This is a genomic window from Streptomyces sp. NPDC027663, assembly GCF_055566415.1.
The window spans coordinates 518,465-542,254 of the sequence record NZ_JBVHSK010000004.1; the positions used below are offsets into that span (position 1 = coordinate 518,465).

The following is a 23,790-nucleotide window of genomic DNA, read 5'->3' on the forward strand; positions in this document are numbered from 1 at the left end:
CGGACGGCCCGGTGGATCTCGGGGACGCAGAGGTTGAGGACGGCAGCGGCGGCGATCATGGCGGCGCAGGCCAGGAGCGCGCTGCGGGTGTCCCAGGCGTCGGCGGCGAGTGCGGTGAGGAGGTAGCCGAGCGGGATGGCCAGGCGCTCGCCGACGCCGTTGAAGGCGCTCATGCGTCCCTGTTCGTCCTGCGGCACGTGCCGTTGGAAGGCCGTGGTCCAGGCGACGATCGCGATGTCGAGCCCGACGCCCGCGAGGAGGGCGGTCAGCAGCACGACGGGCAGCGGTCCGCCCGCGCCCATGGCGGTCAGCGGGAGCGCGAGGGCGCCGCTCGCCGCGATCGCGACGGTGAGCAGCCGGCGCGGTTTCCAGCGCAGGCAGACGAGGGTCCCGGCGAGCAGGCCGGCCGCGAAGGCCGCCTGGACCAGGCCCCAGTCGCGGGCCCCGGCGTACTGCCGGGCGGCTGTGAGGGGGCCGAGGAGCTGGAAGCCGGCGAGCCATCCCGCGACGAGAACGGTGCCGGCGGCCGTGTAGGTCCACAGCCAGGTGCGGGACCAGAAGCCGGTCCAGCCCTCGCGCAGGTCCGCCAGGACGCCGGCGGCGCGGGCCGGCGGGGCGTCCAGGCGCAGGCCGAGCAGCAGCAGGGCCGCGACGGCGAACGTGGCCGCGTCCCAGGCCAGGGCCCAGGCGGCGCCCGTGGCTGCCACGATCAGTCCGCCGACGAGGGGCCCGAGCACCCTCACAGCGTTGCCCGGCAGCCGGAGCAGCGCGTTGGCCTGCTGGAGATGCTGCGGGGCCACGATCTGGGCCACGGCGCCCTGGGCTGCGGGGACGATGAAGGACGCCGCGGTGCCGGAGAGGAAGCCGCACAGGGCGATCGAGGTCGTCGTGGCGTGCCCGGTGGCGACGGTGACGGCCAGTGCGCCCTGGGCACCCGCCGCCAGCAGGTTGCCGAGGAAGAGGACGCGGCTGCGGGACAGGCGGTCCGCGAAGAGACCGCCGGCAAGGAGGAACACGATGGTCGGGACGGTGTTCGTGGCGAGCACCAGACCGAGGGAGCCCGCTCCGCCGCCCCGCTCGATGACGGACCAGGCGAGGGCGAGCGGGGCCATCGCGGATCCGGTGGCGGAGACGAGCTGCGCGGACGCGAACCGCCGGAAGGCCGCGGTTCGCCACGGCGTGCTGGTGATCGGCGGTGCGGCGGCAGCGGTCTTCATGTGCTCCCTCTCGGGTGGCGCGGTGGCAGGGGCGGTGGCATGGCGCCGGATCGGCGGGTTCAGGCCCCAACTGGTATGCCATGAGCCTATGTTCACGGCGACACGACGATCTCCCTGCCCTGCCCCGGGAGGCTTCCCATGCGTACCGCGACAGCCGGACGGTACCGCCGGCCGGGACGGTGCAGCCGACCGGGACGGTGCAGCCGACCGGGACGGTGCAGCCGACCGGGACGGTGCCGCCGACCGGGACCGCCCGGGCCATGCTCGCCGGGCCGGGTGTCACGCGCCGGCTGATCAGCCGTCCTGCCGCACGGCTCGCCTACGCCGAGTCGACGGCGAACCAGGGCTGTTCGTTCGGGTGAGCGGCGCGCGGTCAGGTGTCCGGCAGTGGCTGTTCGGCCCAGATGGTCTTGCCGGCGGCGGTGTGCCTGCTGCCCCAGCGCTGGGTGAGCTGGGCGACCAGCAGCAGTCCACGGCCACCCTCGTCGTAGGCGTGCGCCCGGCGCAGGTGCGGGCTGGTGGAACTGGCGTCGGAGACCTCGCAGATGAGTGCGCGGTCGCGGATCAGGCGCAGCTGGATGGGCGGTTCGCCGTAGCGGATGGCGTTGGTGACGAGTTCACTGACGACGAGTTCGGTGACGAAGGCGGCCTCTTCCAGGCCCCAGCCGGTCAGTCGCTCGGTGGCCGCCTGGCGGAAGGCCGCGACCTGGGCGGGGTCGCGCGGGACGTCCCAGGTGGCGACCCGGTCGGCGCCGAGGGCCCGGGTGCATGCGAGCAGCAGGGCGACGTCGTCGCCCGGCTGGTCCGGGAGCACGGCCTTCAGGACGTTGTCACACAGCGCCTCGAGGGAGTCGGCGGGCGCGGCGAGGACCCGGCAGAGTTCGTCGGTGGTGCCGTCCGGGTCCCGGTCGCGGTCCTCGACCAGGCCGTCCGTGTAGAGGGCTACGACGGAGCCCTCGGGCAGTTCCTGTTCCGTCGCCTCGAAGGGCAGTCCGCCGACGCCGAGCGGTGGCCCGGCGGTCACGGGGAGGAACCGGGCGATCCCGCCGGGCAGGACGACGACCGGGGCAGGGTGGCCGGCGGCGGCCAGGGACAGGCGGCGCGAGACGGGGTCGTACACGGCGTACAGGCAGGTCGCGCCGAGTTCGGCGACCTCTTCGCCGTCGTTGTCGGAGCCCAGATGGGTGACCAGGTCGTCGAGGTGGGTGAGGAGTTCGTCAGGGGGCAGGTCGACGTCGGCGAGGGTGCGGACGGCGGTCCGCAGCCGCCCCATGGTGGCCGAGGACTGGATGCCGTGGCCCACCACGTCGCCGACGACGAGACCGACCCGGCCGCCGGAGAGCGGGATGACGTCGAACCAGTCGCCGCCGATGCCGGCCAGGGACCCGCTCGGCAGGTAGCGGTGGGCGACCTCCACCGCGGCCTGTCCGGGCAGGCCCTGCGGGAGCAGGCTGTGCTGGAGGGCGAGCGCGGTGTCGCGTTCGCGGGCGAAGCGGCGGGCGTTGTCGATGCAGACGGCGGCGCGGCTGGCGAGTTCCTCCGCGAACACGGCGTCGTCGGGGGCGTATTCGTCCGGATTGGACTTGCGGATGCAGACCGCGACACCCAGGGTGGTGCCGCGGGCCCGCAACGGTACCGCGATCATGGAGTGGGCGCCGCTCCGGTGGCGGCTGCCCTCGGGCGAGCGCGCGTTCCGTTCCGCGAGCCAGTGGACGAACGACGGCTCGCCGGCCTGGCTGCGCACCACGCGGCCTTCGCGGATGGCCTGGGCGGGCGGTGAGGGCGGCTCGTAGACCTCGGTCAGGCCGAGGGGGACCGCGGTGGCCGGGTTGCCCGGGCTGGTGGAGCTGTGGGCGACACGGCGCATTTCGACCGCGCCGTCGGGGACGGCCGGCCGCTCGTCCGCGCCGAGCACCCAGTCGAGCAGGTCGATGCTGGCGTAGTCGGCGTAGCGCGGGACGAGGAGTTCGATCAGTTCCTCGGCGGTGCGTACGACGTCCAGGGTGGTGCCGATGCCGGCGGAGGCCTCGTTGAGCAGGGCGAGCCGGCGCCGGGCCCAGTACTGCTCGGTGTTGTCGAAGGCGGCCATGGCGACCGCGGTCTGCTCCCCGGAGTCCGAGCGCAGCGGCCACATGTCGATGCTCCAGAGATGTTCCCGGTTCAGGGTGGGGGAGCCTGCGAAGCTTTCGTAGCGGACCGCCCGGCCGGTCTCGGCGACCTGCCTCAGATGACGCTGGAAGCCCTGGTTGTATTCGACGTCCTCCACGGTGTCCGGGAAGAACCGGCCCGTCAGCGCGTCCTCGGGAACGCCCATCACCGCGCAGGCGGCGTCGTTCAGGCGCAGGTAGCGCTGCTGGAGGTCGAAGACCGACATGGCCATGGAGGCCTGCTGGAAGGCCTGGGCGGCCAGCGTCGTGCCGGACGGGTCTGCGGTGAGGACGTAGCCGGTGGGGGTCCCGTCGGCGCCGGTGACCGGGCAGGCGGTGACGACCGATTCGATGCGGTGGCCGTCGCGGTGGCGCAGGGCGACGGTCCCGGAGCGTGCGGCGAGCACCTCGGCAGGGACGCTCTGCACCAGCAGGTCCGCCGCCGGCCGGCCCACGACCTCATCGGCCGGATGGCCGGTGAGCTGCCGTGCGCGCTCGCTCCACCCGGTCACCATGCCCAGCGCGTCGATGATCGCCACGGCGGCGGCATGCCTCATATGCCCCAGGATGATCCGATTGGCCCGGCGCATCAAGCGGCGGGCCCGCCCGGCTCAGCTCTGCTGCGCGCGCAGGGCCGCCAGGGCCCGGTCGGCATGGGTGTTCATGCGCAGCTCGCTGCGGACGATCTCCAGGACGGTGCGGTCCTGGGCGATCACGTAGGTGACGCGCTTGGTCGGCGCGAGGGAGAAGCCGCGCTTGACGCCGAACAGCTCGCGGACCGTGCCGTCGGCATCGGACAGCAGCGGCATGCCGAGACCGTGCCGGCCGGCGAATTCCTGCTGCTTGTCGACGCCGTCCCCGCTGATGCCGACGGGCCGGGCGCCGACGGCGGCGAACTCGGCGGCGAGGTCCCGGAAGTGGCAGGCCTCGGCGGTACAGCCGGCGGTGAGGGCGGCGGGGTAGAAGAAGAGGACGACCGGGCCGTCGGCCAGCAGCTCGGTGAGCCGGCGGATGGTCCCGGTCTCGTCGGGCAGGGCGAAGTCCTCCACCTTGCCCCCGACGGCGATGCGCTCGCTCACGACTGCCCCTTCCGTACGTCGATCCGCTCGGTGTGCTTGCTCACGACTGCCCCTCCCGTACGCCGACCGCCTCGAGGCGCTCGCTCACGACTGCCCCTCCCGCAACCCGACCGCCGCGATCTGCTCGATCATGATCGCCCCTCCGCGTTCCGGGCCACCCCGCGGGCCCACAGCACCAGCGGCACCTGGAGCGGCAGCCGGGCGAGGGCGGCCGCCCTGAGCGGCGCGGGCCGGTTGCGCCAGTCCACGGCCATCTGGACGTTGGCCGGGAACACCCCGACGAAGAAGGCGGCCGCCGTCTTGGCTGCCACCGCGCGGGTGCGGGGCGCCGCGAGGCCGGCCGCCAGGGCCAGTTCCACGGCCCCGCTGCCGTAGGTCCAGGCCCGGGGCGAGCCCGGCAGCTGACGGGGGACGATCGCGTCGAACTGCCGCGGAGCGGCGAAGTGGGCGACCCCGACGGCGGCGAAGAGGCCGGCGAGCAGCAGGGGTGAGCGTTCGGACCGGGGCACGGTTCCTCCTCTGGTGACCTGCCGCCGGATATTACTTGACGGTAGGACCTGCGGTGGGTGGTCCTGGAGAGGACGTGGATTCCGGCAGCGGGTGAGAACAGGCCGACGCGGGCGGCCGTCAGCCTCTCGCGGCCGATGCGATCGGCGACCGTACCGGCCGCCAGGGCGGACCGCCGTGCCGGCCGACGCGAGCGGCCGTCAGCGTCTCGCAGCCGATGCGATCGGCGACCGTACCGGCCGCCAGGGCGCGGACCGGCGTGCCGAAGGAGGCGCGGCTGTACGGCTCACCGGGCCGGTTCCGTCGCCTCACCCGGTCCGGTAAAGGTCGGTGAGCAGCTCGAGCACCGCCTGGAGTGCCGGGTGCGGATCGTCGCGCCACCAGGCGAGCCGGACGGCGACGGGCTCGGCGTCGCGCACCGGCCGGTAGACGATGCCGGGCCTCCGGTACTGGTACGCGGTCGACTCGGCCGTCACCCCGATCCCGTGCCCGGCGGCGATGACGGTCAGCCAGTCGTCGACGTCGTGCGTCTCCTCGGTGACCGGGCGGGCGTCCGGCGGCCACAGCTCCGCACTGGCCGTGCCGGTACGGCGGTCCACCAGCAGGACCCGGTCGGCGAGGTCGGCGAGTCGCACGGAGCGGCGCCGGGCGAGCGGATCGTCGGCGGCGAGTGCGCACAGCCGCCGCTCCAGTCCGACGATGGCGGCGTCGAAGCGCCGGTCGTCCGGCGGTCTGCGGACCACGGCGAGATCGCAGGCGCCCTCGGCGAGCCCGGCGGAGGGCGCGTTGACGCGCACGAGCTGAAGGTCGGTGTCCCCGTGGGCCGCACTCCAGCGCCGCTGGAAGGCGACCGTGTGCCGGCCCAGTGCCGACCAGGCGTAGCCGACGCGCAGCCGGGTGTGCCCCGAGGTGGCCTCCCGGACCAGGTCGGACACGTCCGCGAGTACCCGCCGGGCCTGTGCCACCACCCGCAGTCCGGTCGCGGTGGGGGTCACCTCCCGGGAGGTGCGCCGCAGCAGCCGTACGCCCAGGGCGCGTTCGAGGGAGGCGAGGGCGCGTGAGACGGCGGCCTGGGACACGCCGAGGGCGATCGCCGCGTCGGTGAACGTGCCCTCGTCGACGATGGCCACGAGGCAGCGCAGCTGCCGGAGATCGATGTCCTGCATACCCTCAGCGTATAGATCGAACTGTGCATGCATTTTGCGCAAGTGCCGAAGGCCGCGCACCATCCCGGGCATGCAAGAAGCTCCCGAACTCCCGGCCGCGGCCGGGCCCTTGGCGGCACCCCTCTCCTCGCCCCGGCCCCGGCGCCTGGCCGGCGTGGCCGCCATGGCCGGCAGCGGGCTGTCCAACCAGACCGGTGCCGCCGTCGGCGCACTGGCCTTCCCCGTCCTCGGCCCGCTCGGGGTGGTGGCCGTACGGCAGTACGTCGCCGCCCTCGCCCTGCTCGCCGTCGTCCGCCCCCGGCTGCGCGCCTTCACCTGGCGGCAGTGGTGGCCCGTGCTGCTGCTCGGCGGGGTGTTCGGCACGATGAACCTCAGCCTGTACAGCGCCGTCGACCGGATCGGCCTGGGCCTCGCCGTGACCCTGGAGTTCCTGGGGCCGCTGACCATCGCGCTGGCCGCGACCCGGCGGCGGCTGGACGCCGGGTGCGCGGTGCTGGCCGCTGCCGGGGTCGTCGTCCTGATGCGTCCCCGCCCCTCGGCCGACTACACGGGGATGGCCCTCGGTCTGGTCGCCGCCTGCTGCTGGGCGTCGTACATCCTGCTCAACCGGCTCGTGGGGCGGCGCATCCCCGGGGCGCAGGGCGCGGCGGCGGCCTCGGCCGTGTCCGCCGTGGCCTTCCTGCCCGTGGGCATCGCCGTTGCGCTCCGCCATCCGCCGACGGCCGGGGCCCTCCTGTGCGCCGTGGCCGCCGGGGTCCTGTCCTCCGCCGTCCCCTACCTCACCGACCTGCTGACGCTGCGGCACGTGCCCGCACAGACCTTCGGCCTGTTCATGAGCGTCAACCCGGTCCTGGCGGCCGTCGTCGGCTGGGCGGTCCTCGGACAGGGCCTCGGCGGCGCGGAGTGGGCGGGCATCGGGGCGGTGGTGGCGGCGAACGCGGTGAGCATCGCGACGACGCGCCGCTGAAGGCCCGCGGCCCGGGGACTGCCGGACGGATCAGGTGACCGGCCCGTGCGTGAACGGTCGGACCATCATGGCGGGACAGGCGGGGGCGGCTCCTGGCTTGGTCTTCGGCGTCGAGTGTCGAACGGCGCTCGAACTTGATCATTCGGTCCGGTGGCCGCCGTACCCGGAGGCGGCCTTCGTCCGGATCGAGACCTCCAGCGGCTCTTCCGGGGCAGCACGTCGTGCGCGCTCTTCGGCTCGACCTGGGACCGGTGGTTGTACGTGCGACGTGCCCTGGCCGCCGTCCAGGTGCAGCGAGTGGCAGCCACGCCCGGGCCGGCAGAGGATGAGAGCACCGCTCCCGCGCCCTGCCGCCAAGGAGGCTCGGACATGCGCTGGTGGTCGTCGCTGATCACGATGGGCCGGGACGGTCTGCGCGTGCAACGGGCATTCGCTGCGCCGCCGGTGATCGCGCGGGCCGTACTGGCCGTGCTGCTCGCCACCGTCCTCGGCCTGCTTCTGGACGACCCGGTGGCCGGGGCCATGGCCAGCGTCGGTGCGTTCATCTGCGGCATCGGTACGCTGCTGAGCCCCCTGCGGCATCCTGTGGTGAACGCACTCGGGATGGCCGTGGCCTTCAGCGCGATGGCGGTGCTGGGAGCTCTGGTGCACGACACCACCTGGCTGTTCCTGCTACTGCTGGCGGTCGCGGCGTTCGCCGCCGGGCTGTGGCGGACGATGGGCGTCGCACCCGGCATCCGGGGTTGCCTCGCGGTGATCGGCCTGATGATCACGGCTGATCTCGCACCCGACGTACACGGCGGCCTGATCATGGCCGGGTGGATCGCGGTCGGGACCGGGCTCGTCGTGGTGGTACGCCTTCTCCCGCCGTACGGTCCGCGGTTCGCCGCCCAGCGCCGCGCTCTTGCAGCCACGTACCAGTCGCTCGCCGAGGCCGCGGTCGCCGGCTCCACCACTCCGGGCGGGTCCGCTCCGTTCACGGCGGCCCGGCAGACCCTGGAGCTGCTGCCGCAGTTCAGCCGGCCGGCGGCGGCGGCCATGTTCGGACTGCTGGGAGAGGCCGAGCGCGTCCGCCGCGCGCTGCTCACCGTGCGGCTGACGGAACCCGCGCCGCCGGGGCCCGGGGCCCGGGAGCCACTGGCCGCCGCCGCGCAGGTGCTGGGTGACATCTCCCGCACCGTGGCCTCCGGCCGCGAGCACCGCTCCTCCGAGGAAGTCCGCTCCCTCCTGGAGGAGTGGGCGGCCGACTCGCCCGTGCCCGGCCCGAGCGACCTGGTCGCGCGGCTGCGGCTGGCCGAGCAACTGGCCCTGCGCTCGACCGACGGCCGCCTCGGCGACGTACTGGAACCCCACACGGAGGTGCCGGGCCTGTACGCGGGCACCCCCTCCGTCGCACGCAACACCCGGCGGATCCGGGCACAGCTGCACCCCCAGTCGCCGATCTTGCGCCATGCGGTGCGGCTCGCCGTGGGCGTGGTGGTCGCCGAGGTCATCGGCCGGTCGATCGGCGGGTGGGGCGGCCTGGGCATCTCCGCACACGGCTTCTGGGTGGCCCTGACCACCATGCTGGTGCTCTTCCCGGAGTACGGACACACCATCGCCCGCGGCTGGGGACGGGCGGCCGGGGCCGTGCTGGGCGGCCTCTTCGCCTGGGTGCTGTCCCTGCCGCACTGGTCTCCCGCCGGCCTCGCGGTCACGTCGGTGGTGCTGGCCGCGGCGTCGTTCGTGACCCTGCGGACCGGGCAGCTGATGCTCAACCTGTGGCTGACCACCTGGATCGTCTTCCTGATCCACCACGTCGGCGGACTGCCCGGACCGACGGCGTGGGCGCGCGCCGCCGACACGGTGGTCGGCGCAGCGCTCGCCGTGCTCATCTTCCTCGTCTGGCCGACCTGGTCCACCCGGCGGGTACCCGGCCTGCTCGCGGAGTGGCTGCGGGTGCAGGACCGGCTGCTGCCCGAGCTGCTGACCGGCTACGCCGACGTCGGGGCGACCGACGTGGCAGCCGTGGACGCGCTGCGGGCACGGTCACGGCAGGCCAGGGAGCACCTGGAGACCGCGGTGCAGCAGTCGCACGACGAGCCGGCCGAGCACCGACACCCCTGGTCCGGAGCGCAGCTGGAGCAGCTCAGGACCCAGGTGTCCGCGGTCGCCGGATGCGCCACCCTGCTGGGTGAACATCTGCCGCGTACCTCACAGGACACCGTGCCGGAGCTGACCGAACTGGTCGATCCGCTGCATGAACATCTCGCCGCCCTGGCCCGCGCCGCCACCGGAGCCGAGACGGTGGTCCCGGGGGCGTTGCGGTCGGTCTTCGACTCCTTCACCGCCCGCACCGGCCTGCCGGCCGACGCCCGCGACGGCTACGGCAGCGCCACGACCAGCCGCGCCGTCGCCCTGAGTACCGCAACCGTCGACGCCGTCGAGGCCCTGACCACCACCATCGCCGCCCGCGACCACGCCCGCCGCCACGCGGCAGCCTGACACTCGGCGGATGCGCGGTCCACCTGGCCACGGGGCGCAGGAAGCGGTCCGAGGCGGCGAGGGTGGTGCGCTCACCTGCGGATGACGTGGTCCGACGGATACGGGGTGGTCGGCGTGACAGGTGGGCCTCCGGCCGCCGCCGGCACCGGTTGCCCGGAGAAAAGGGGACCCAGGACCGGAGAGGTGGGAGGGAAGCCGGGCCGGGCGGCGTCCAGATGGGCATCCGGGCTCAGTGCGGCGGTGACGAGCGCGAGGTGGGTCAATGCCTCGGGGAAGTTGTCGAGTTGCTCGCCTGTCAGCCCGATCTCCTCGCTGTAGAGACCGAGATGGTTGGCGTAGGTGAGCATCTTCTCGAAGACCAGTCGCCCTTCACGCAGATGGCCGGCGCGAGCCAGGGCTTCGACGTACCAGAAGGTGCACGCCGAGAAGGTGCCTTCGGAACCGAGCAGTCCGTCGGGGGAGGCGGAGGGGTCGTAGCGGTACACGAGGCCGTCGGACACGAGGTCCATTCGCTCATGGGGGCGTCTTCCGCTTTCGCCCGACGTCAGCGGTGACGTCACTGCTACCGGCCACGCCGCTGGCGGACCCACGACGCGCTCACACCTCCAGACTGCGCGGCCTGCATGCACAGGGTTCGCATCAACTCCCCGGAGGCGGCCCACCAGCGCGCTGAAGGCCGCCGGCCCGCTCAAGGGGCTCGAGGACCGGGACCGACCAGCTGATCATCGTGCTGGACGGTCCCGGAGCCAGGGCAGCGGCCAGGTGGAGCAGCGCCTAGCGACCGGCGGCGGTGGCGGGCGCGCCGAACCACTTCCGCAGTGGGCCGAGCAGATCCGCCGGGTCTTCGCCGACCCAGGCCACATGACCGTCAGGCCGCAGGAGCACGGCGGGTACGTCCGGTTCCTCGCCGGCGTCGATCACGTGGTCGACGCGGTCCTCCCAGCCCGCCGCCGTGAGCCGGCCGGTCCGGTCGAGCAGCAGCCCGCGGCCGGCATGCATCAGCTCGTAGAGGCGCCCCTGCTTCAGCTGCACGTCCCGCAGCCGACGGCCGAGCAGTTCGTGCCCCTCGCCGAAGTCGTAGCGGACCCCGATCGCGATGATCTTCTCGATCAGGTACCGGTTCACCTCCTCGAAGTCCATCAGCTCCGACATCAGCCGGCGCACCGCTCGCGGCCCCGGTTCGAGGGACACCAGCTGCATCTGAGCGCGGGTGTTGTCCAGCACGTCGGCGGCCACCGGGTGCCGTTCGGTGTGGTAGCTGTCCAGCAGCCCTTCCGGTGCCCAGCCGGCGACCTCGGCGGCCAGTTTCCAGCCGAGGTTGAACGCGTCCTGGACGCCGAGGTTGAGCCCCTGCCCGCCTATCGGCGGGTGGATGTGCGCCGCGTCGCCGGCCAGCAGTACCCGGCCGACCCGGTAGCGCTCGGCCTGCCGGGTGGCGTCGCCGAAGCGGGAGAGCCAGCGCGGTGAGTGCACGCCGAAGTCGGTGCCGGCGACGGCCCGCAGCTGCCGCCTGACCTCGTCGAGGGTCGGCGGGGCCGAGCGGTCGTCGGCCACCTTGTCGGCGGGCGCGACGACGCGGTACAGCCCGTCTCCGAGGGGCATGGCGCCGAAGCGCACCTGCGTCTTGCGGACTTCGCTCACCACGGCGGCCAGCGTCTCCGGCGACGCGGTCAGCTCGACCTCGCCGAGCAGCGTGTCGACCCTGCTGGGTTCGCCGGGGAAACCTACGCCGAGCAGCTTGCGCACGGAGCTGCGGCCGCCGTCGCAGCCGACGAGGTAGCGCGAGCGCAGCCGCGTACCGTCGGCCAGTTCGGCGGTCACCCCGTCCTCGTCCTGGCTCAGCCCGACGAGTTCGCAGTCGCGGCGGACCTCGGCGCCGAGCTGCGTGGCGTGCTCGGCCAGCAGTCGGTCGGTGACGGTCTGCGGAATGCCGAGGACGTAGGCGTGCGAGGTGTCCAGCCCCTCCGGCGACCGCTTGTCGATGCCGGCGAAGAACCCGTTGAGCGGATGCTTCCGGCCGAGAGCGAGGAACCGGTCCACCAGGCCGCGTTGGTCCATCACTTCGAGGCTGCGCGCGTGCAGACCGAGTGCGCGGACGACCCTCGTCGGCTTGCTCTCCTTCTCCAGCACGACGGTGTGCACGCCGTGCAGCCGCAATTCTCCGGCCAGCATCAGACCGGTCGGCCCACTGCCGACGATGATCAAGTCGATCACGAAAGTCCCCCATGTAGTCAGGCTTCAGCCGTGGTCGGGCTTCCGCCGTGGTCGGGCTTCTGCGCCCCACGAGACGCAGGAGCCGGAAAACGCGCATGAACTCCGCGCGTACCTGTTTTCCGCAGGTTCCGTCTTCGGCTGGACATTGTGCGGCACGTCCAGGGCCTTGCCGCAAGGCCCCCGGTGCGCTATAGGTTGATAGTGGCAAGGAGTGGGAACTCCTTGCCTTTCGTCGTTCGGGGCCTTTTCGAGGACACGCGCACGCCCGCTTCCATGGCCCGCCGGTGATCTTCTACATCCATGGCGCCGGGTGGGTCTTCGGAGACGAGAACACGCACGACCGCTTCGTACGGGAACTTGCCGTAGGTGCGCAGGCGGCGGCCGTGTTCCCCGTCTACGACCGGGCACCCGAGGCCAGGTACCCCACTCAGATCGAACAGAATTTCGCCACGGCTCAGTGGGTCGTGAGCCACGGCGCCGAGCACGGACTCGACCCCGCGCGCATGGTCGTCTGTGGTGACTCGGTCGGCGGCAACATGTCCGCGGTCCTCGCACAGATGGCCAAGGACCGCGGCGGCATCCCGCTCGCCGCGCAGATACTGCTCTACCCCGTCACCGACGCCAACTTCGACACCGCCTCCTACCTGCAGTTCGCCGACGGCTATTACCTCACCCGGGACGGCATGATCTGGTTCTGGGACCAGTACACGACCGAGGAGGCGCAGCGCAAGGAACGCTACGCGTCCCCACTGCTGGCATCCCTGGACGACCTCGGGGGCCTGCCGCCGGCCCTCGTGATCACCGATGAGGCAGACGTACTGCGTGACGAGGGCGAGGCCTACGCGGCCCATCTGCGGAAGGCCGACGTGCCCGTCACGTCCCTCAGGGTCCTCGGCATGGTGCACGACTTCCTGATGCTCGACAGCCTCCGCGACTGCCATGCGACCGACGTCGCCCGCCGAGTCACGGTCGCCGCCATCAGGGACGCCCTGCACGGGAGCTGAAGTCCCCGAGGAGATGAGCCCCGTGCCGTCGCGGCCGGGGACTCGACCGAGAGAGGCATGCCCGTAATAAGTTGAAGCTGCGACGACGGGGGCGTCAGCCGGTCCACCTCCCAGCTGACGCCGACTCGGCAATTGGACAAAGGCACCCATGCTGGTGACGATGGGAGCGGATCCGGTGGTCGGGCACACGCCTGCCAGGGAGCGGCGCAAGCCGGTCACCCTCTCGCGCACCTTGGGGTTGACCAGTGGACGAGCTGCTCGGGCGGGACGAGGAATGCGACCGGCTGACGACGGCCCTCGACGCCGCCCGGCAGGGGACGAGCGCGGTCGTCGTGCTGTGGGGCGGACCAGGGACCGGCAAAAGCGCGCTGCTCGATCACGTTCAGGCCCGCGCAGGCGGCGATTTCGAGATCACGCGCTTCGACGCCGTCGAATCCGAGGCCGAACTTGCCTTCGCCGCCCTGCACCAGCTTCTCAGGCCGCATCTGACGCAGCTGCCGAAGGTGCCCGATCCGCAGCGTGAGGCGCTCTGCCAGGTCTTCGGGCTGCAGGAACGGACGAGCCCGCCCGACCGCTTCCTCGTCGCGCTCGCCTCGCTCGGGCTGCTGGCCGCACGCGCCGATGACAGGCCGCTGCTGTGCCTGGTGGACGACGCGCACCAGCTCGATCAGGAGTCCGCCGCGGTGCTCGGCTTCGTGGCCCGCAGGCTGGATGCCGAGGCGGTCGCCATGGTGTTCGCCGCACGCGACCAGGCCGACCGCGTCGACCACCTGGCGGGGCTGCCCGGGCTTCCCCTCTCCGGCCTCGGCACGGAGGCGGCCGGCCGGCTCCTGGAATCGGTGGTTCCCGGTGTCCTCGATCCCGCTGCCCGGGAAAGGATCGTCGCCTGCACCGAGGGCAACCCCCTCGCCCTGATCGGGGCGGCCCGCGAACTGAAGGCTCCCCAGCTCAGCGGAGATACCCCGCTGCCGGATCCCGTCCCGCTCGGCCGGGCGCTGGAACGGCTGTACGTGCGCGAAGCGTCGGAGTTGCCCGCGCGTACCCGGACCTTGCTGCTGGCCTCGGCCGCCGACCCGACGAGGGACCCGGACATGCTGTGGCGGGCCGGTCCGGCACTGGGCTTCGACGCGTCCGCCGCGGTGGCTGCCGAGGAGCGGAACCTGCTCTCGGTCCGGGAGACGGTCACGTTCCGCCATCCGCTGATCCGCTCGGCCGTGTACTACGGTGCCCCGCTGGCGCACCGTGCCCGGGTGCACGCCGCCCTGGCCGACGTCGCCGGAGACCTCGGCGAGACCGACCTGCGCGCCTGGCACCTGGCGGCGGCGGCAACCGACCCCGACGAAGGAGTGGCAGCGGAACTGGAACGTGCCGCGGAGCGCAGCCGCGACCGTGGTGACTGGACCGGCACGTCGACGCTTCTGGCGCGAGGCGCGTCTCTCACGTCCGACCTGCCCACCCGGTCCCGCCGGCTCCTGGGGGCCGCTGAAGCCGCCGCCGTGGCCGGCTCGCCCGACGAGGCGCAGCCCCTGCTGGACGGGGCGGCCGTCTACCGTGCGGACCGGCGCCACAACGCTTTTGTGCAGCGGGTCCAGGCACGGATCCACCGGCTGACCGGCGCCCCGGCGGCAGCGACCCGCGCCCTGCTGGCCTCCGCGCGGGAGCTGGGCCCCGTGGACGTCCGTACGGCTCGTGACACGCTCGTCGAGGCGCTCGTCCAGGCCCAGATCAGCGGCTCGCTCGCCCCGCAGGGCGCGTCGCGGCTCAGCGTGGCGGAGGCCGTCCGCTCCCTGCCGCTGCCCGCCGGAATGCCGGTCACGACGGGTGACGTGGTGCTGGAGGCCGATACGGCGGTGCATCTCGAAGGGTTGAACAGCGCCGGTCCGCGGCTGCGGCGTGCCGTCGAGGCGGTGCGGCACGAGAAGTCGACGGCCCCCGAACTGTGTCAGTGGCTGGCCGCGGCCTGCTCGCACGCCATCATGCTCGGCGACGACATCGCCCTGCACGACCTCGCGTGGCGGCTGGAAGCGGAAGCCCGGCGCCGGGGCGCCGTCGTTCCGACGGGACTGGCCCTCGGTCACACGGCCCTGTCCGAGCTGATCGCCGGCCACCTCGCGGAGTCCGAGCGGCTGTTCGACCAGTGCGCCGCGCCGGACGAGGACCAGGGCTCACTGCTGTACCCCGGTGCCCTGCTCATCGCGGCGTGGCGCGGCCGGTTCGAGGCCGCCGACGCCCTGACCGCTACCGTCCGGCAGCACGCCGTCCGCACCGGGCAGGGCTGTCAACTGGCCTTCTGCGACTACGCCCGGTGCGTGCTCGAGCTGAGCCGGGGCCGGTACCTCGAGGCGTACCGCTGCCCGGAGGACCGGACCGGGGACACGTGCCCGGTCGAGTTCGCCGTGGCCGACAGGGTCGAAGCGGCGGCCCGGTGCGGCAAGGAGAGGGAGGCGACGCAGCTGGTGGAGCGGCTGTCCCGGCTGGCCGGCCGAACTCCCGTGCCGGGCCTGCTCGGTGACCTCGCACGGGCGCGGGCGTTGACCACCGACGATCCCTCGTCGGCCGAAGCGCTCTACCGGCGGGCCATCCAGCACCACGACGACGCCCGGGGCCCGTCGCGCAGAGCGCGCAGCCATCAGCTGTACGGGGAGTGGCTGCGCCGCGAGCGCAGGGCCAAGGAGGCCTGCCGGGAGCTGCGGACCGCCTTCGAGTTGTTCGACGCCATGGGTGCCGAGGGGTATGCCGCCAGAACCGCGCAGGAGCTGGCCGCGGCCGGCGATCCGGTCCAGCTCGGCACGTACCCGCGCAGTGGCGGCGACCTGGCCGCCCAGGAGGGGCGCGTCGCCCGCCTGGCGGCCGGCGGGGCCACCAACGCGGAGATCGCAAGCCAGCTCTTCCTCAGTGTGCACACCGTGGATTACCACCTGCGCAAGGTGTTCCGGAAACTCGATGTCCACTCCCGGCGCAAGCTGGCCGGCCAGCGGGACCGCATCGCCTCGGCCTAGGGGGCTGGATCCGGGCGGCGGCCCGACGGCTCGGCTCCCCCGCCGGCCGCTCGCACCGCCACCGGGGAGCGTCGGGGGCCTGCCCGGGTGCCCGCCCACACCCCGCCCGGGACCACGGAGACCGGGCCGAGGTCACCGCGCGAAGCGAGAGGAGGAAGACCATGAAGTCACTCGCGTCGAGGGTCCCCGGGGTGAGCCACCGTGGTGTGGGGGCCGGCGGCGTTCGCGGACGCATCGAACCGGTCGTGCACGGTGTCTCGCCCGGACGCCGAGAAGCGCGGCGCAGGCAGTCGCCCGGGCGTGACGGGGTGAACGGAGACCGAGGCACGGAGGAGTGGACATGACCGACCTTCTCACCGAAGTGCTGGAAGCCCACGGCGGAGCGGAGCGGTGGAAGCGGCTCACCACCGCGACCGCCACCATCGTCAGCGACGGCGAACTTTTCGCGGTCAAGGGGCTGCCCCAGGACCTCCGGCCGCGCCGGATGACCGTCAGCCTGCACGAGGAGCGCGCCTCGGTGTCTCCGTTCGGGTCCCCCGACCAGCGATCGGACTTCACACCCGGCCGCGTCGCGATCGAGCGCGATGACGGCACCGTCGTGGCGGAACGCCGCGACCCGCGAGAGGCGTTCACCGACCACGTCCTGGAGACTCCCTGGGACCCGCTGGACCGGGCCTACTTCAACGGCTACGCCCTCTGGACGTACCTGACCACGCCGTTCTTCGCGCTCATGAGCGGCGTGGGGACGCAGGAGGCCGAACCGTGGGAGGAGTCGCCGGCCGAGCGCTGGCGTCACCTGCGGGTCACGTTTCCGGACCACCTCGCCAGCCACAGCGCGGTCCAGGACTTCTACTTCGGCGACGACTTTCTGCTCCGCCGCCACGACTACCACGTCGACATCGCCGGCGGTTTCGCGGCCGCGCAGTACGTGCACGGCATCGAGGAAGCGGACGGAATCAGGCTCCCCACCGCGCGGCGCGCGTACCTCCGCCTGCCGGACGGGCGTCCCGACCACGATCACCTCATGGTCAGCATCGACCTTAGCGACGTCCACTACTTCTGACGGCCGACGGCCCCCGGGCCGGGGAGGGCGAGGCGGCTGCCGCAGCCTCCGCCGGCCGCGACGCGCAAGGAGCCGAGTCCCCTGCCGGCGATCGGCCGCGTCGGCACGTGATGCGATGCCGTTGCGGATGCGAGACGGTGGATGAGTCCCTGGTTCCGCAGAGTGAGGCGGTGCGCTGTGGAGATCAAGCGATCGGCAGCGCTGGTCACCGGCGCTCGGCATGCCGACGTGCCGGCCACGAAGGTGGCGGGACACACCATGGACGCGATCAGCCGTGCCGCGCGCGAGGTGCTGGTCGACGAGGCGCCCCGCCGCCAGGGCACGCGGCCTGGTCCGGCCCTGTGGGACTCCGCGAGCCGACGCCCTGAACACGGGTTCTGAGCGCGGGCCCCCAAGCGCGGGCCCCTGAACACATGGGAGAGGTGACGATGGACACCGACTTCGATGTCGTCGTCCTCGGGGCGGGCCCCGGCGGATACGTGGCGGCCATCCGCTCCGCGCAGCTGGGGCTCCGAACGGCCGTCGTGGAAGGCCGGTTTTGGGGCGGTGTATGCCTGAACATCGGCTGCATCCCGGCGAAGGCCCTGCTGCGCAACGCAGAGGTCGCGCAGTTGATCCTGCACGACGCGGAGAAGTTCGGCGTGAAGCTCGGCGGGGACGTGAGCCTGGACTACCGCAGCGCCTACGAGCGGAGCCGGGTGGTGGCCGAGGGCCGGGTCAAGGGCGTCGGCTATCTCATGCGCAAGAACGGCATCGCCCAGTTCGACGGCCAGGGCGCCTTCATCGACCCGCACACCATGCAGGTGCGCATGCGGGACGGCGAGGTGAGGCTGTCCTTCCGCTCGTGCGTCATCGCCACCGGCGCCACCGTGAAGCTGCTGCCCGGCACCACGTTGGGCAAGCGCGTCGTGACGTACGAGGAGCAGATCCTCTCGGAGAGCCTCCCGTCGAGCATCGTCATCGCGGGAGCGGGCGCCATCGGCGTCGAGTTCGCCTACCTGCTGCGCTCCTACGGCGTCGAGGTGACGCTGGTCGAGTTCCTCGGCCGGATCGCGCCGCTGGAGGACGAGGAGGTGTCGGCAGAGCTGGCCAAGCGGTTCAAGCGACAGGGCATCGACGTGCTGGCCTCGACCCGCGTCGTGTCTGTCGAAGAGGCCGCCGACCGGGTCCGCGTGACGGTGCAGCAGGGCGGCGCCGAGCCGAGGGTGCTGGAGGCCGAGCGGGTTCTGCAGGCCACGGGCTTCCAGCCGCGTACGAGCGGCTACGGGCTGGCCTCCGCGGGGGTACGGCTGACCGACCGGGGCGCCATCGACGTGGACGGCCGTTGCCGTACCAGTCAGCCGCACATCTATGCCATCGGCGATGTCACGGCGAAGCTGATGCTGGCCCACGCCGCCGAGGCGATGGGGATCGTCGCCGCCGAGACCATCGCCGGTGCGGAGACCATGGAACTGGACTACCGCATGATCCCGCGCGCGACGTTCTGTCAGCCCCAGATCGCCAGTTTCGGCTGGACCGAGAGCGAGGCACGCGCGGAGGGCTTCAACGTCCGGGTGGCGAAGTTCCCGTTCACGGCCAACGCCAAGGCGCACGGGTTCGGCGACACGGTCGGTTTCGTGAAGCTGCTGAGCGACGCGCGCCACGGCGAACTGCTCGGCGCCCATCTGATCGGCCCGGACGTGACCGAACTGCTCCCGGAGCTGACCCTCGCCCAGCAGTGGGACCTCACGGTGACCGAGCTGATCAGGAACGTCCATGCGCATCCGACGCTGAGCGAGGCGGTCCAGGACGCACTCCACGGCCTCGCCGGCCACATGATCAACCTCTGACCGGTATCGCCCGGCCGTCCGAACACGGCGGACGTCACACGACCCGCTGTCCCCAACCCGCGCACACGAAGCGGGCGGTGTGCAGGGTCTCGGAGATGCGGACCGACCCGTCATGACCGCCCCCTGACCAGTACCGCCCGGCCGTCCGAACACGGCGGACGTCACACGGCCCGTTGTCCCCAAGCCGTGCTGACCGGGGCCGGCCACAGGCCCACGGTCGCGTCGGCCGGGTCCGCCGCCACCTCGGACCAGCCGGTGCGCGGGGTCGGGGAGCCCCGGGCCGGGCCGCAAGGCCCGTTCAGGGGAACCGGGGCGAAAAGGCGCGTGAGGGCAGCGGGCCCGGTCGAGACCTTCTGCCGTGACCGCCGTGACGCTGCCGCTCATCCCGCCGATGCTCGCCACCCCCGGCACCCTGCCGCCCGCCGCCCAGGACGCGCGCTGGGCCTACGAGACCAAGCAGGACGGCCAGCGGGTGATGGTCTATCTGCCCGGCGACGGCAGTGTGCTGCTGCGCGCCCGCTCGGGCGAGGACATCACCGGGGCGTACCCCGAACTGCGGCCGCTCGGCACCTCCCTGGGCGCCACGCCCGCCGTGCTGGACGGCGAGGTGCTGGCTCTGGACGCGCAGGGCCGGGCAAGCTTCCAGCTGCTGCAGAGCCGGATGGGCCTCGCCCACGCCCCCGCACGTGCGGCACGCCGGGCCGCCCAGGTGCCGGTGCATCTCGTGCTGTTCGACGTGCCGTTCCTGGTCGAGCCCCTGGTGCGGCTGACCTACCTGCAGCGGCGGGCGCGGCTGGAGGACCTGGAGCTGGCCGGACCGTACTGGTCGACTCCGCGCGCCGTCACCGGCCATGGTGCCGAGGCGCTGCGAGCGACCCGGGAGCACGGCCTGGAGGGCCTGGTGTGCAAGCGGCTGGACTCGGTGTACGAGCCAGGGGTCCGCTCCCGCGCCTGGATCAAGATCCGGAACATGCGGGCCGAGGACGTGATCGTCGGCGGCTGGCTGCCCGGCAAGGGGCGGCTGACCGGGCTGCCGGGTGCGGTGCTGGCCGGTCAGCGCGACCCGGACGGCCGGCTGCGGTACGTCGGCGGGGTCGGCACCGGCTGGAGCGAGGCGGAACGCATCCGGCTGGCGGAACTGCTGCGCGACGCCGCGAGCGACCGGTGCCCCTTCGACCCGGTGCCGCGGATCCCGGAGGCGCGCTGGGTGCTGCCCCGGCTGGTGGGCGAGGTCAGCTACAGCACCCGCACCCGGAACGGCATGCTGCGCCAGCCGTCCTGGCTGCGGCTGCGCCCTGACCTCACCCCGGAGGAGTCGGCGGCGGATCTGCCGGAGGGCTCCGGGTAGGAAGTGCCGTTGGTGTGGCCGCTGTCCCCCGGCATGACCACCCACGGTTCCGGCCGGCGGCAGCTGTTCGGCCGCGCTTCACTCCTTCGACGCGTGTGACCTCTTGGCAGCGCGGTGCGCGACAGGGATGCTGAACTCCCTTGCGTCCTACCGCTGTTGGAGGAAACCTGTGCCTTCGCCCGTCTTCCGTGCCCGGCGCGGCAGTTGGTTCGCCGTCGTGGCCGGTGCCGCCGCCCTCGTCGTCGCCTTCCCCGCCGCCGCGTTCGCCGCCCCGCCCCTGGCGCTGCCGAAGAACGCCTCGGCCGCCGAGCTGACGTACCAGCCGGCCTTCGACTACGACACGGACGGCTGTTACCCGACGCCCGCCATAGGCCCCGACGGCACGGTCAACGCAGGGCTGAAGCCGACCGGCGCCCTCAACGGCAGCTGCCACGACGCCTCCGACCTGGACAACACCAACAGCTACGCGCGCTCCAAGTGCAACAACGGCTGGTGCGCCTACCTCTACGGCCTGTACTTCGAGAAGGACCAGGCGCTGCCCGGCAGCAGCATCGGTGGGCACCGGCACGACTGGGAACACGTGGCGGTGTGGGTGCAGGACGGGCAGATCCGGTACGTGTCGACGTCGAACCACGGTTCGTTCACCGTGCACCCGGTCTCCGAGGTCCGCTTCGAGGGCGGCCATCCGAAGGTCGTGTACCACAAGGACGGCATCAGCACGCACTGCTTCCGGCTCGCCAACGCGAACGACGAGCCGCCGGAGAACCACAAGCACACCTGGCAGTACCCGCCCCTGGTCGGCTGGAACGGCTATCCCGCGGGCGTCCGCGAGAAGTTGAGCACCTACGACTTCGGCAGCGCCCACTTCGGCCTGAAGGACGACAGTTTCGCCTCCCACCTGGCGTCGGCGAAGCCGTCCGGGATCCCGTTCGACCCGAACGCCTGAGCCGTCCGGCCACCCGGCTGCCGGCCGGGATCACTCGGCCGGCAGTGTCTGCGGCAGGCCGAGCGCCGCGGCCACGTGCCGCCAGATCGCGTCGAGGGCCGCGTCCAGGGTGACGGTGGGGTCGCGCAGCATCAGCCGGATGCCGTAGCCGTCGCTGAGGGACAGCACGAGCGTGCTGAGGTCGTCCACGTCGGCCGGGGTGAACTCGCCCGAGTCGATGCCGCGGCGCACCGCGCCGGCCACCCATGCGTGCAGCTGGGCGTACAGGTCGACGGCGAAGGTCCGGGTCGTCTCGTCGCGCAGGGCCCGGGCCCACAGCTCCTGCCACAGTCGCCAGTCCTGCTGCAGCTCGGGGTCGGTCGGCAGCAGGCTGCGCAGGATGCGGGCGAGGACGACGGCCGCCGGCGCGGTGTCCGCGTCCTGTTCGACGTCGACGGCCGTGTTGGCGAAGGAGTGAGTCATCGCCTCGGTGAACAGCTTCTCGCGCGTGTCGAAGTGGTAGTGCAGCAGCGCGGTCGACACCCCGGCCCGCTCGGCCACCATGCGCATCCGGATCTTCTCGAAACCGGTCTCGGCGATCACCTCGCACGCCGCGGTCAGGATGCGCTCGCGCGTGTCCGCCGTGCTGCGCACCTTGGTCGACACCCTGCGGCTCCCCTCGTTCGGTGGTCGTTCACCGAGACCATTTTCCCTCATGGCCGCTCCGCCGGTACGGCCGTCTCGTGCCGGGCCTGCGCCGGGTACGTGTGGAAGCCGCGACCGGACTTCCGTCCCAGCAGGCCCGCCTCCACCATGCGGGACAGCAGGGGCGGCGGCGAGTAGAGCGGCTCGCGGAACTCGGCGTACAGCGACTCGGCGATGGCCCGGGTGGTGTCGAGGCCGATCAGGTCCGTCAGGGCCAGCGGGCCGAGCGGATGGGCGCAGCCGAGGACCATGCCCCGGTCGATGTCCTCGACGCTCGCGCCGCCCGCCTCCACCATGCGGATGGCGGCCAGCAGGTACGGCACCAGCAGTGCGTTGACGACGAAGCCGGCCCGGTCCCGGGTGCGTACGACCTCCTTGCCGAGCCGCCCGGTCACGAAGGCCTCGGCCCGGGGGAGGGTGCCGGCCGAGGTGAGCAGGGAGGGGACGAGTTCGACCAGGCGCAGGACCGGTACGGGGTTGAAGAAGTGCACGCCGACGACGTGTTCCGGGCGGCCGGTGGCGGCGGCGAGCCGGATCACCGGGATGGAGGAGGTGTTGGTCGCCAGGACGGCGCGGTCGTCGGCGAGGACGGCGTCGAGCCGGGTGAAGACGTCGGTCTTGAGGCGCTCGTCCTCGGCCACGGCCTCGATCACCAGGTCACGGTCGTGCAGCGCCTCCAGCTGATCGGTCGCCGTGACCAGGCCGGCGGCGGCCTCGCGCCCTTCCGCCGTGAGCCTGCCGTGCGCGGTGGCCCGGTCGAGTGAGCGGAGGATGCGCAGGCGGCCCGCACGGGCCGCCTGCGCGTCGCGTTCGACCACGGTCACCGGCAGGCCGGCCCGCGCACAGACCTCCGCGATGCCCGCGCCCATCTGGCCGCAGCCGACGACCCCGACGCGTTCGATGTCGGTCATCCGAGCTTCCCTTCGATCTGTGCCGGCCGGTGGGTCAGGCGGTGGGCAGGTCCAGGACGCCGGTGCCGCGCCGGACGAGCTCATTGGCGATGATCAGCCGCTGGATCTCGGACGTGCCCTCCCAGATCCGGTCCACGCGCAGCTCGCGGTAGAGGCGCTCGACGGCGTACGAGCGGTCGTATCCGCGCCCGCCGTGGATCTGCAGACAGCGGTCGATCACCCGGCCCGAGGCCTCGCTCGCCGAGAGCTTGGCGATGGCCGCCTTGGCGTGCAGCCGCTTGCGGTCCTCGGCGGTGGCCCGGTCGATCTCCCAGGCGACCTGGTGGGTGTAGGCCCGGTTGACGGCGATGTCGACGGCGCAGTCGGCGAGCATGCCCTGGATCAGCTGGTACGACGCGATCGGCGCCCCGAACTGCTCACGCTCCACCGCCCAGTCACGGGCCAGCTCCAGCGCCCGCTCGGCCGCGCCGGTGGTCCGGGCCGCGATCATCAGGCGTTCCTCGGTGAACCAGGAGCGGGTGATGTCGTAGCCCTCGCCCATGCCGCCGAGCACCGCGTCCTCGTCCACCTGGACGTCGGTGAAGGTGAACTCGGGGTGCTCGTAGACGAAGGTGTGCATGAAACGCGGGACGCGCGTCATCTCGATGCCGGGGGTGTCCTTGTCGACGAGGAACAGGGTCGGGGCGCGCTCCGGGCCCGCCGCGGCAAGGACGATCATGAAGTCGGCGTGGTCGCCCACGGTGACGAACCACTTCTCACCGTTGAGGACCCAGCCACGGTCGTTCTTCGTGGCCGTGGTCGCCAGGTTCTGCGGGTCCGAACCGGCACCGGGCTCGGTGACGGCGTAGCAGTCCCGCCGCTCGCCCTTGATCACCGGGACGAGGAACCGTTCGCGCTGCTCGGGGGTGCAGAAGCGGAGGGCGTTGGCGGGCCGCCACACCATGTCCCAGAGGGCGCCCGTCAGGCGGCCCAACTCCTCCTGCACGGTGACCTGTTCGGCGATGGTGAGGCCGGCGCCGCCCCATTCGGCCGGCATGTTGACCGCCTGGAGGCCGGCGTCGAGCACCGCGTCGCGGATCTTGGCGTGGGCGTCGGCGGGCAGGCCGTTGTTCTCCTCGCATGCCAGCTCGTAGGCGGCGATGAAGTCGGTGAGGGCACGCGCGTCGGCCTTGAGCTGTGCCTGGCGGGGGGTGAGGCGGAAGTCCATGGATGTCCTCGTTGTTCG

Annotated in this window: 17 protein-coding genes and 2 pseudogenes; 9 read left to right on the plus strand and 10 right to left on the minus strand. The window is 72.7% G+C overall.

Annotation, left to right across the window (positions count from 1 at the left end):
* The 5 genes from ACZ4SF_RS15310 to ACZ4SF_RS15330 all read right to left on the minus strand — a co-directional run.
* Positions 1 to 1,217, minus strand: a 1,217-nt coding sequence (locus tag ACZ4SF_RS15310) for an MFS transporter (RefSeq protein WP_468383581.1), incomplete at its 3' end; no start/stop codon positions are given.
* Between the two features lie 373 nt (positions 1,218 to 1,590).
* Positions 1,591 to 3,921 (minus strand): SpoIIE family protein phosphatase, encoded by a 2,331-nt coding sequence (locus ACZ4SF_RS15315; RefSeq protein ID WP_468383583.1) that lies wholly within the window; start codon positions 3,919 to 3,921, stop codon positions 1,591 to 1,593.
* A gap of 54 nt (positions 3,922 to 3,975) precedes the next feature.
* Complete coding sequence (locus ACZ4SF_RS15320) at positions 3,976 to 4,443, minus strand: peroxiredoxin (RefSeq protein WP_468383586.1); 468 nt, start codon at positions 4,441 to 4,443, stop codon at positions 3,976 to 3,978.
* 128 nt (positions 4,444 to 4,571) lie between these two features.
* Positions 4,572 to 4,952 (minus strand): DoxX family protein, encoded by a 381-nt coding sequence (locus ACZ4SF_RS15325; RefSeq protein WP_468383589.1) that lies wholly within the window; start codon positions 4,950 to 4,952, stop codon positions 4,572 to 4,574.
* 306 nt (positions 4,953 to 5,258) lie between these two features.
* Positions 5,259 to 6,116 carry a LysR family transcriptional regulator gene (locus ACZ4SF_RS15330; protein ID WP_468383592.1) on the minus strand — a complete coding sequence of 286 codons (858 nt, stop codon included), beginning with the start codon at positions 6,114 to 6,116 and terminating at the stop codon, positions 5,259 to 5,261.
* Positions 6,117 to 6,270: 154 nt separating this feature from the next.
* Between ACZ4SF_RS15330 and ACZ4SF_RS15335 the strand changes: the two genes are divergently transcribed.
* Together ACZ4SF_RS15335 and ACZ4SF_RS15340 are read left to right on the plus strand one after the other, a co-directional pair.
* Positions 6,271 to 7,083, plus strand: a complete 813-nt coding sequence (locus ACZ4SF_RS15335) for an EamA family transporter (RefSeq protein WP_468383715.1) — start codon at positions 6,271 to 6,273, stop codon at positions 7,081 to 7,083.
* Positions 7,084 to 7,452: 369 nt separating this feature from the next.
* The gene (locus ACZ4SF_RS15340; protein ID WP_468383594.1) at positions 7,453 to 9,567 is read left to right on the plus strand and encodes an FUSC family protein; all 2,115 of its coding nucleotides are present in this window, start codon (positions 7,453 to 7,455) and stop codon (positions 9,565 to 9,567) included.
* Between the two features lie 212 nt (positions 9,568 to 9,779).
* Here the strand turns inward: ACZ4SF_RS15340 and ACZ4SF_RS15345 are convergent.
* Together ACZ4SF_RS15345 and rox are read right to left on the minus strand one after the other, a co-directional pair.
* Positions 9,780 to 10,073, minus strand: a pseudogene (locus ACZ4SF_RS15345) (glycoside hydrolase family 15 protein); the annotation flags it as partial.
* A 268-nt stretch (positions 10,074 to 10,341) separates the two neighbouring features.
* The gene (gene rox, locus ACZ4SF_RS15350; protein ID WP_468383597.1) at positions 10,342 to 11,781 is read right to left on the minus strand and encodes a rifampin monooxygenase; all 1,440 of its coding nucleotides are present in this window, start codon (positions 11,779 to 11,781) and stop codon (positions 10,342 to 10,344) included.
* 275 nt (positions 11,782 to 12,056) lie between these two features.
* Here rox and ACZ4SF_RS15355 point away from each other — a divergent pair.
* From ACZ4SF_RS15355 to ACZ4SF_RS15385, 7 genes and pseudogenes are all read left to right on the plus strand, one after another.
* Positions 12,057 to 12,785 (plus strand): annotated as a pseudogene (locus tag ACZ4SF_RS15355) (alpha/beta hydrolase); the annotation flags it as partial.
* Positions 12,786 to 13,030: 245 nt separating this feature from the next.
* On the plus strand, positions 13,031 to 15,784 hold the full coding sequence (locus ACZ4SF_RS15360) for an AAA family ATPase (RefSeq protein WP_468383599.1): 2,754 nt from the start codon (positions 13,031 to 13,033) through the stop codon (positions 15,782 to 15,784).
* Positions 15,785 to 16,124: 340 nt separating this feature from the next.
* Positions 16,125 to 16,847 (plus strand): hypothetical protein, encoded by a 723-nt coding sequence (locus ACZ4SF_RS15365; RefSeq protein WP_468383602.1) that lies wholly within the window; start codon positions 16,125 to 16,127, stop codon positions 16,845 to 16,847.
* Between the two features lie 177 nt (positions 16,848 to 17,024).
* Positions 17,025 to 17,228 carry a hypothetical protein gene (locus tag ACZ4SF_RS15370; protein ID WP_468383604.1) on the plus strand — a complete coding sequence of 68 codons (204 nt, stop codon included), beginning with the start codon at positions 17,025 to 17,027 and terminating at the stop codon, positions 17,226 to 17,228.
* A 47-nt stretch (positions 17,229 to 17,275) separates the two neighbouring features.
* A complete protein-coding gene (gene lpdA / locus ACZ4SF_RS15375; protein ID WP_468383717.1) occupies positions 17,276 to 18,676 on the plus strand; it encodes a dihydrolipoyl dehydrogenase in 1,401 nt (466 codons plus the stop codon).
* Positions 18,677 to 19,043: 367 nt separating this feature from the next.
* On the plus strand, positions 19,044 to 20,024 hold the full coding sequence (locus ACZ4SF_RS15380; RefSeq protein WP_468383606.1) for an ATP-dependent DNA ligase: 981 nt from the start codon (positions 19,044 to 19,046) through the stop codon (positions 20,022 to 20,024).
* Positions 20,025 to 20,193: 169 nt separating this feature from the next.
* Complete coding sequence (locus ACZ4SF_RS15385) at positions 20,194 to 20,970, plus strand: NPP1 family protein (protein WP_468383609.1); 777 nt, start codon at positions 20,194 to 20,196, stop codon at positions 20,968 to 20,970.
* A gap of 30 nt (positions 20,971 to 21,000) precedes the next feature.
* Here ACZ4SF_RS15385 and ACZ4SF_RS15390 read toward each other — a convergent pair whose 3' ends face one another.
* Genes ACZ4SF_RS15390 through ACZ4SF_RS15400 form a run of 3 tightly spaced genes read right to left on the minus strand, consistent with a single transcriptional unit; the run spans position 21,001 to position 23,772 of the window.
* Positions 21,001 to 21,615, minus strand: a complete 615-nt coding sequence (locus tag ACZ4SF_RS15390) for a TetR/AcrR family transcriptional regulator (protein ID WP_468383612.1) — start codon at positions 21,613 to 21,615, stop codon at positions 21,001 to 21,003.
* Positions 21,616 to 21,662: 47 nt separating this feature from the next.
* Entirely contained in the window at positions 21,663 to 22,565 is a 903-nt protein-coding gene (locus ACZ4SF_RS15395; protein WP_468383614.1) for a 3-hydroxybutyryl-CoA dehydrogenase, read from the minus strand.
* 34 nt (positions 22,566 to 22,599) lie between these two features.
* On the minus strand, positions 22,600 to 23,772 hold the full coding sequence (locus ACZ4SF_RS15400; RefSeq protein ID WP_468383616.1) for an acyl-CoA dehydrogenase family protein: 1,173 nt from the start codon (positions 23,770 to 23,772) through the stop codon (positions 22,600 to 22,602).
* Positions 23,773 to 23,790: the final 18 nt, after the last annotated feature.

Coding starts and splice junctions, on each gene's coding strand:
- ACZ4SF_RS15340 (WP_468383594.1), top strand. CDS start 7,453: ATGCGCTGGTGGTCGTCGCTGATCACGATGGGCCGGGACGGTCTGCGC.
- ACZ4SF_RS15395 (WP_468383614.1), bottom strand. CDS start 22,565: ATGACCGACATCGAACGCGTCGGGGTCGTCGGCTGCGGCCAGATGGGC.
- ACZ4SF_RS15400 (WP_468383616.1), bottom strand. CDS start 23,772: ATGGACTTCCGCCTCACCCCCCGCCAGGCACAGCTCAAGGCCGACGCG.
- ACZ4SF_RS15365 (WP_468383602.1), top strand. CDS start 16,125: ATGACCGACCTTCTCACCGAAGTGCTGGAAGCCCACGGCGGAGCGGAG.
- ACZ4SF_RS15315 (WP_468383583.1), bottom strand. CDS start 3,921: ATGAGGCATGCCGCCGCCGTGGCGATCATCGACGCGCTGGGCATGGTG.
- lpdA (WP_468383717.1), top strand. CDS start 17,276: ATGGACACCGACTTCGATGTCGTCGTCCTCGGGGCGGGCCCCGGCGGA.
- ACZ4SF_RS15330 (WP_468383592.1), bottom strand. CDS start 6,116: ATGCAGGACATCGATCTCCGGCAGCTGCGCTGCCTCGTGGCCATCGTC.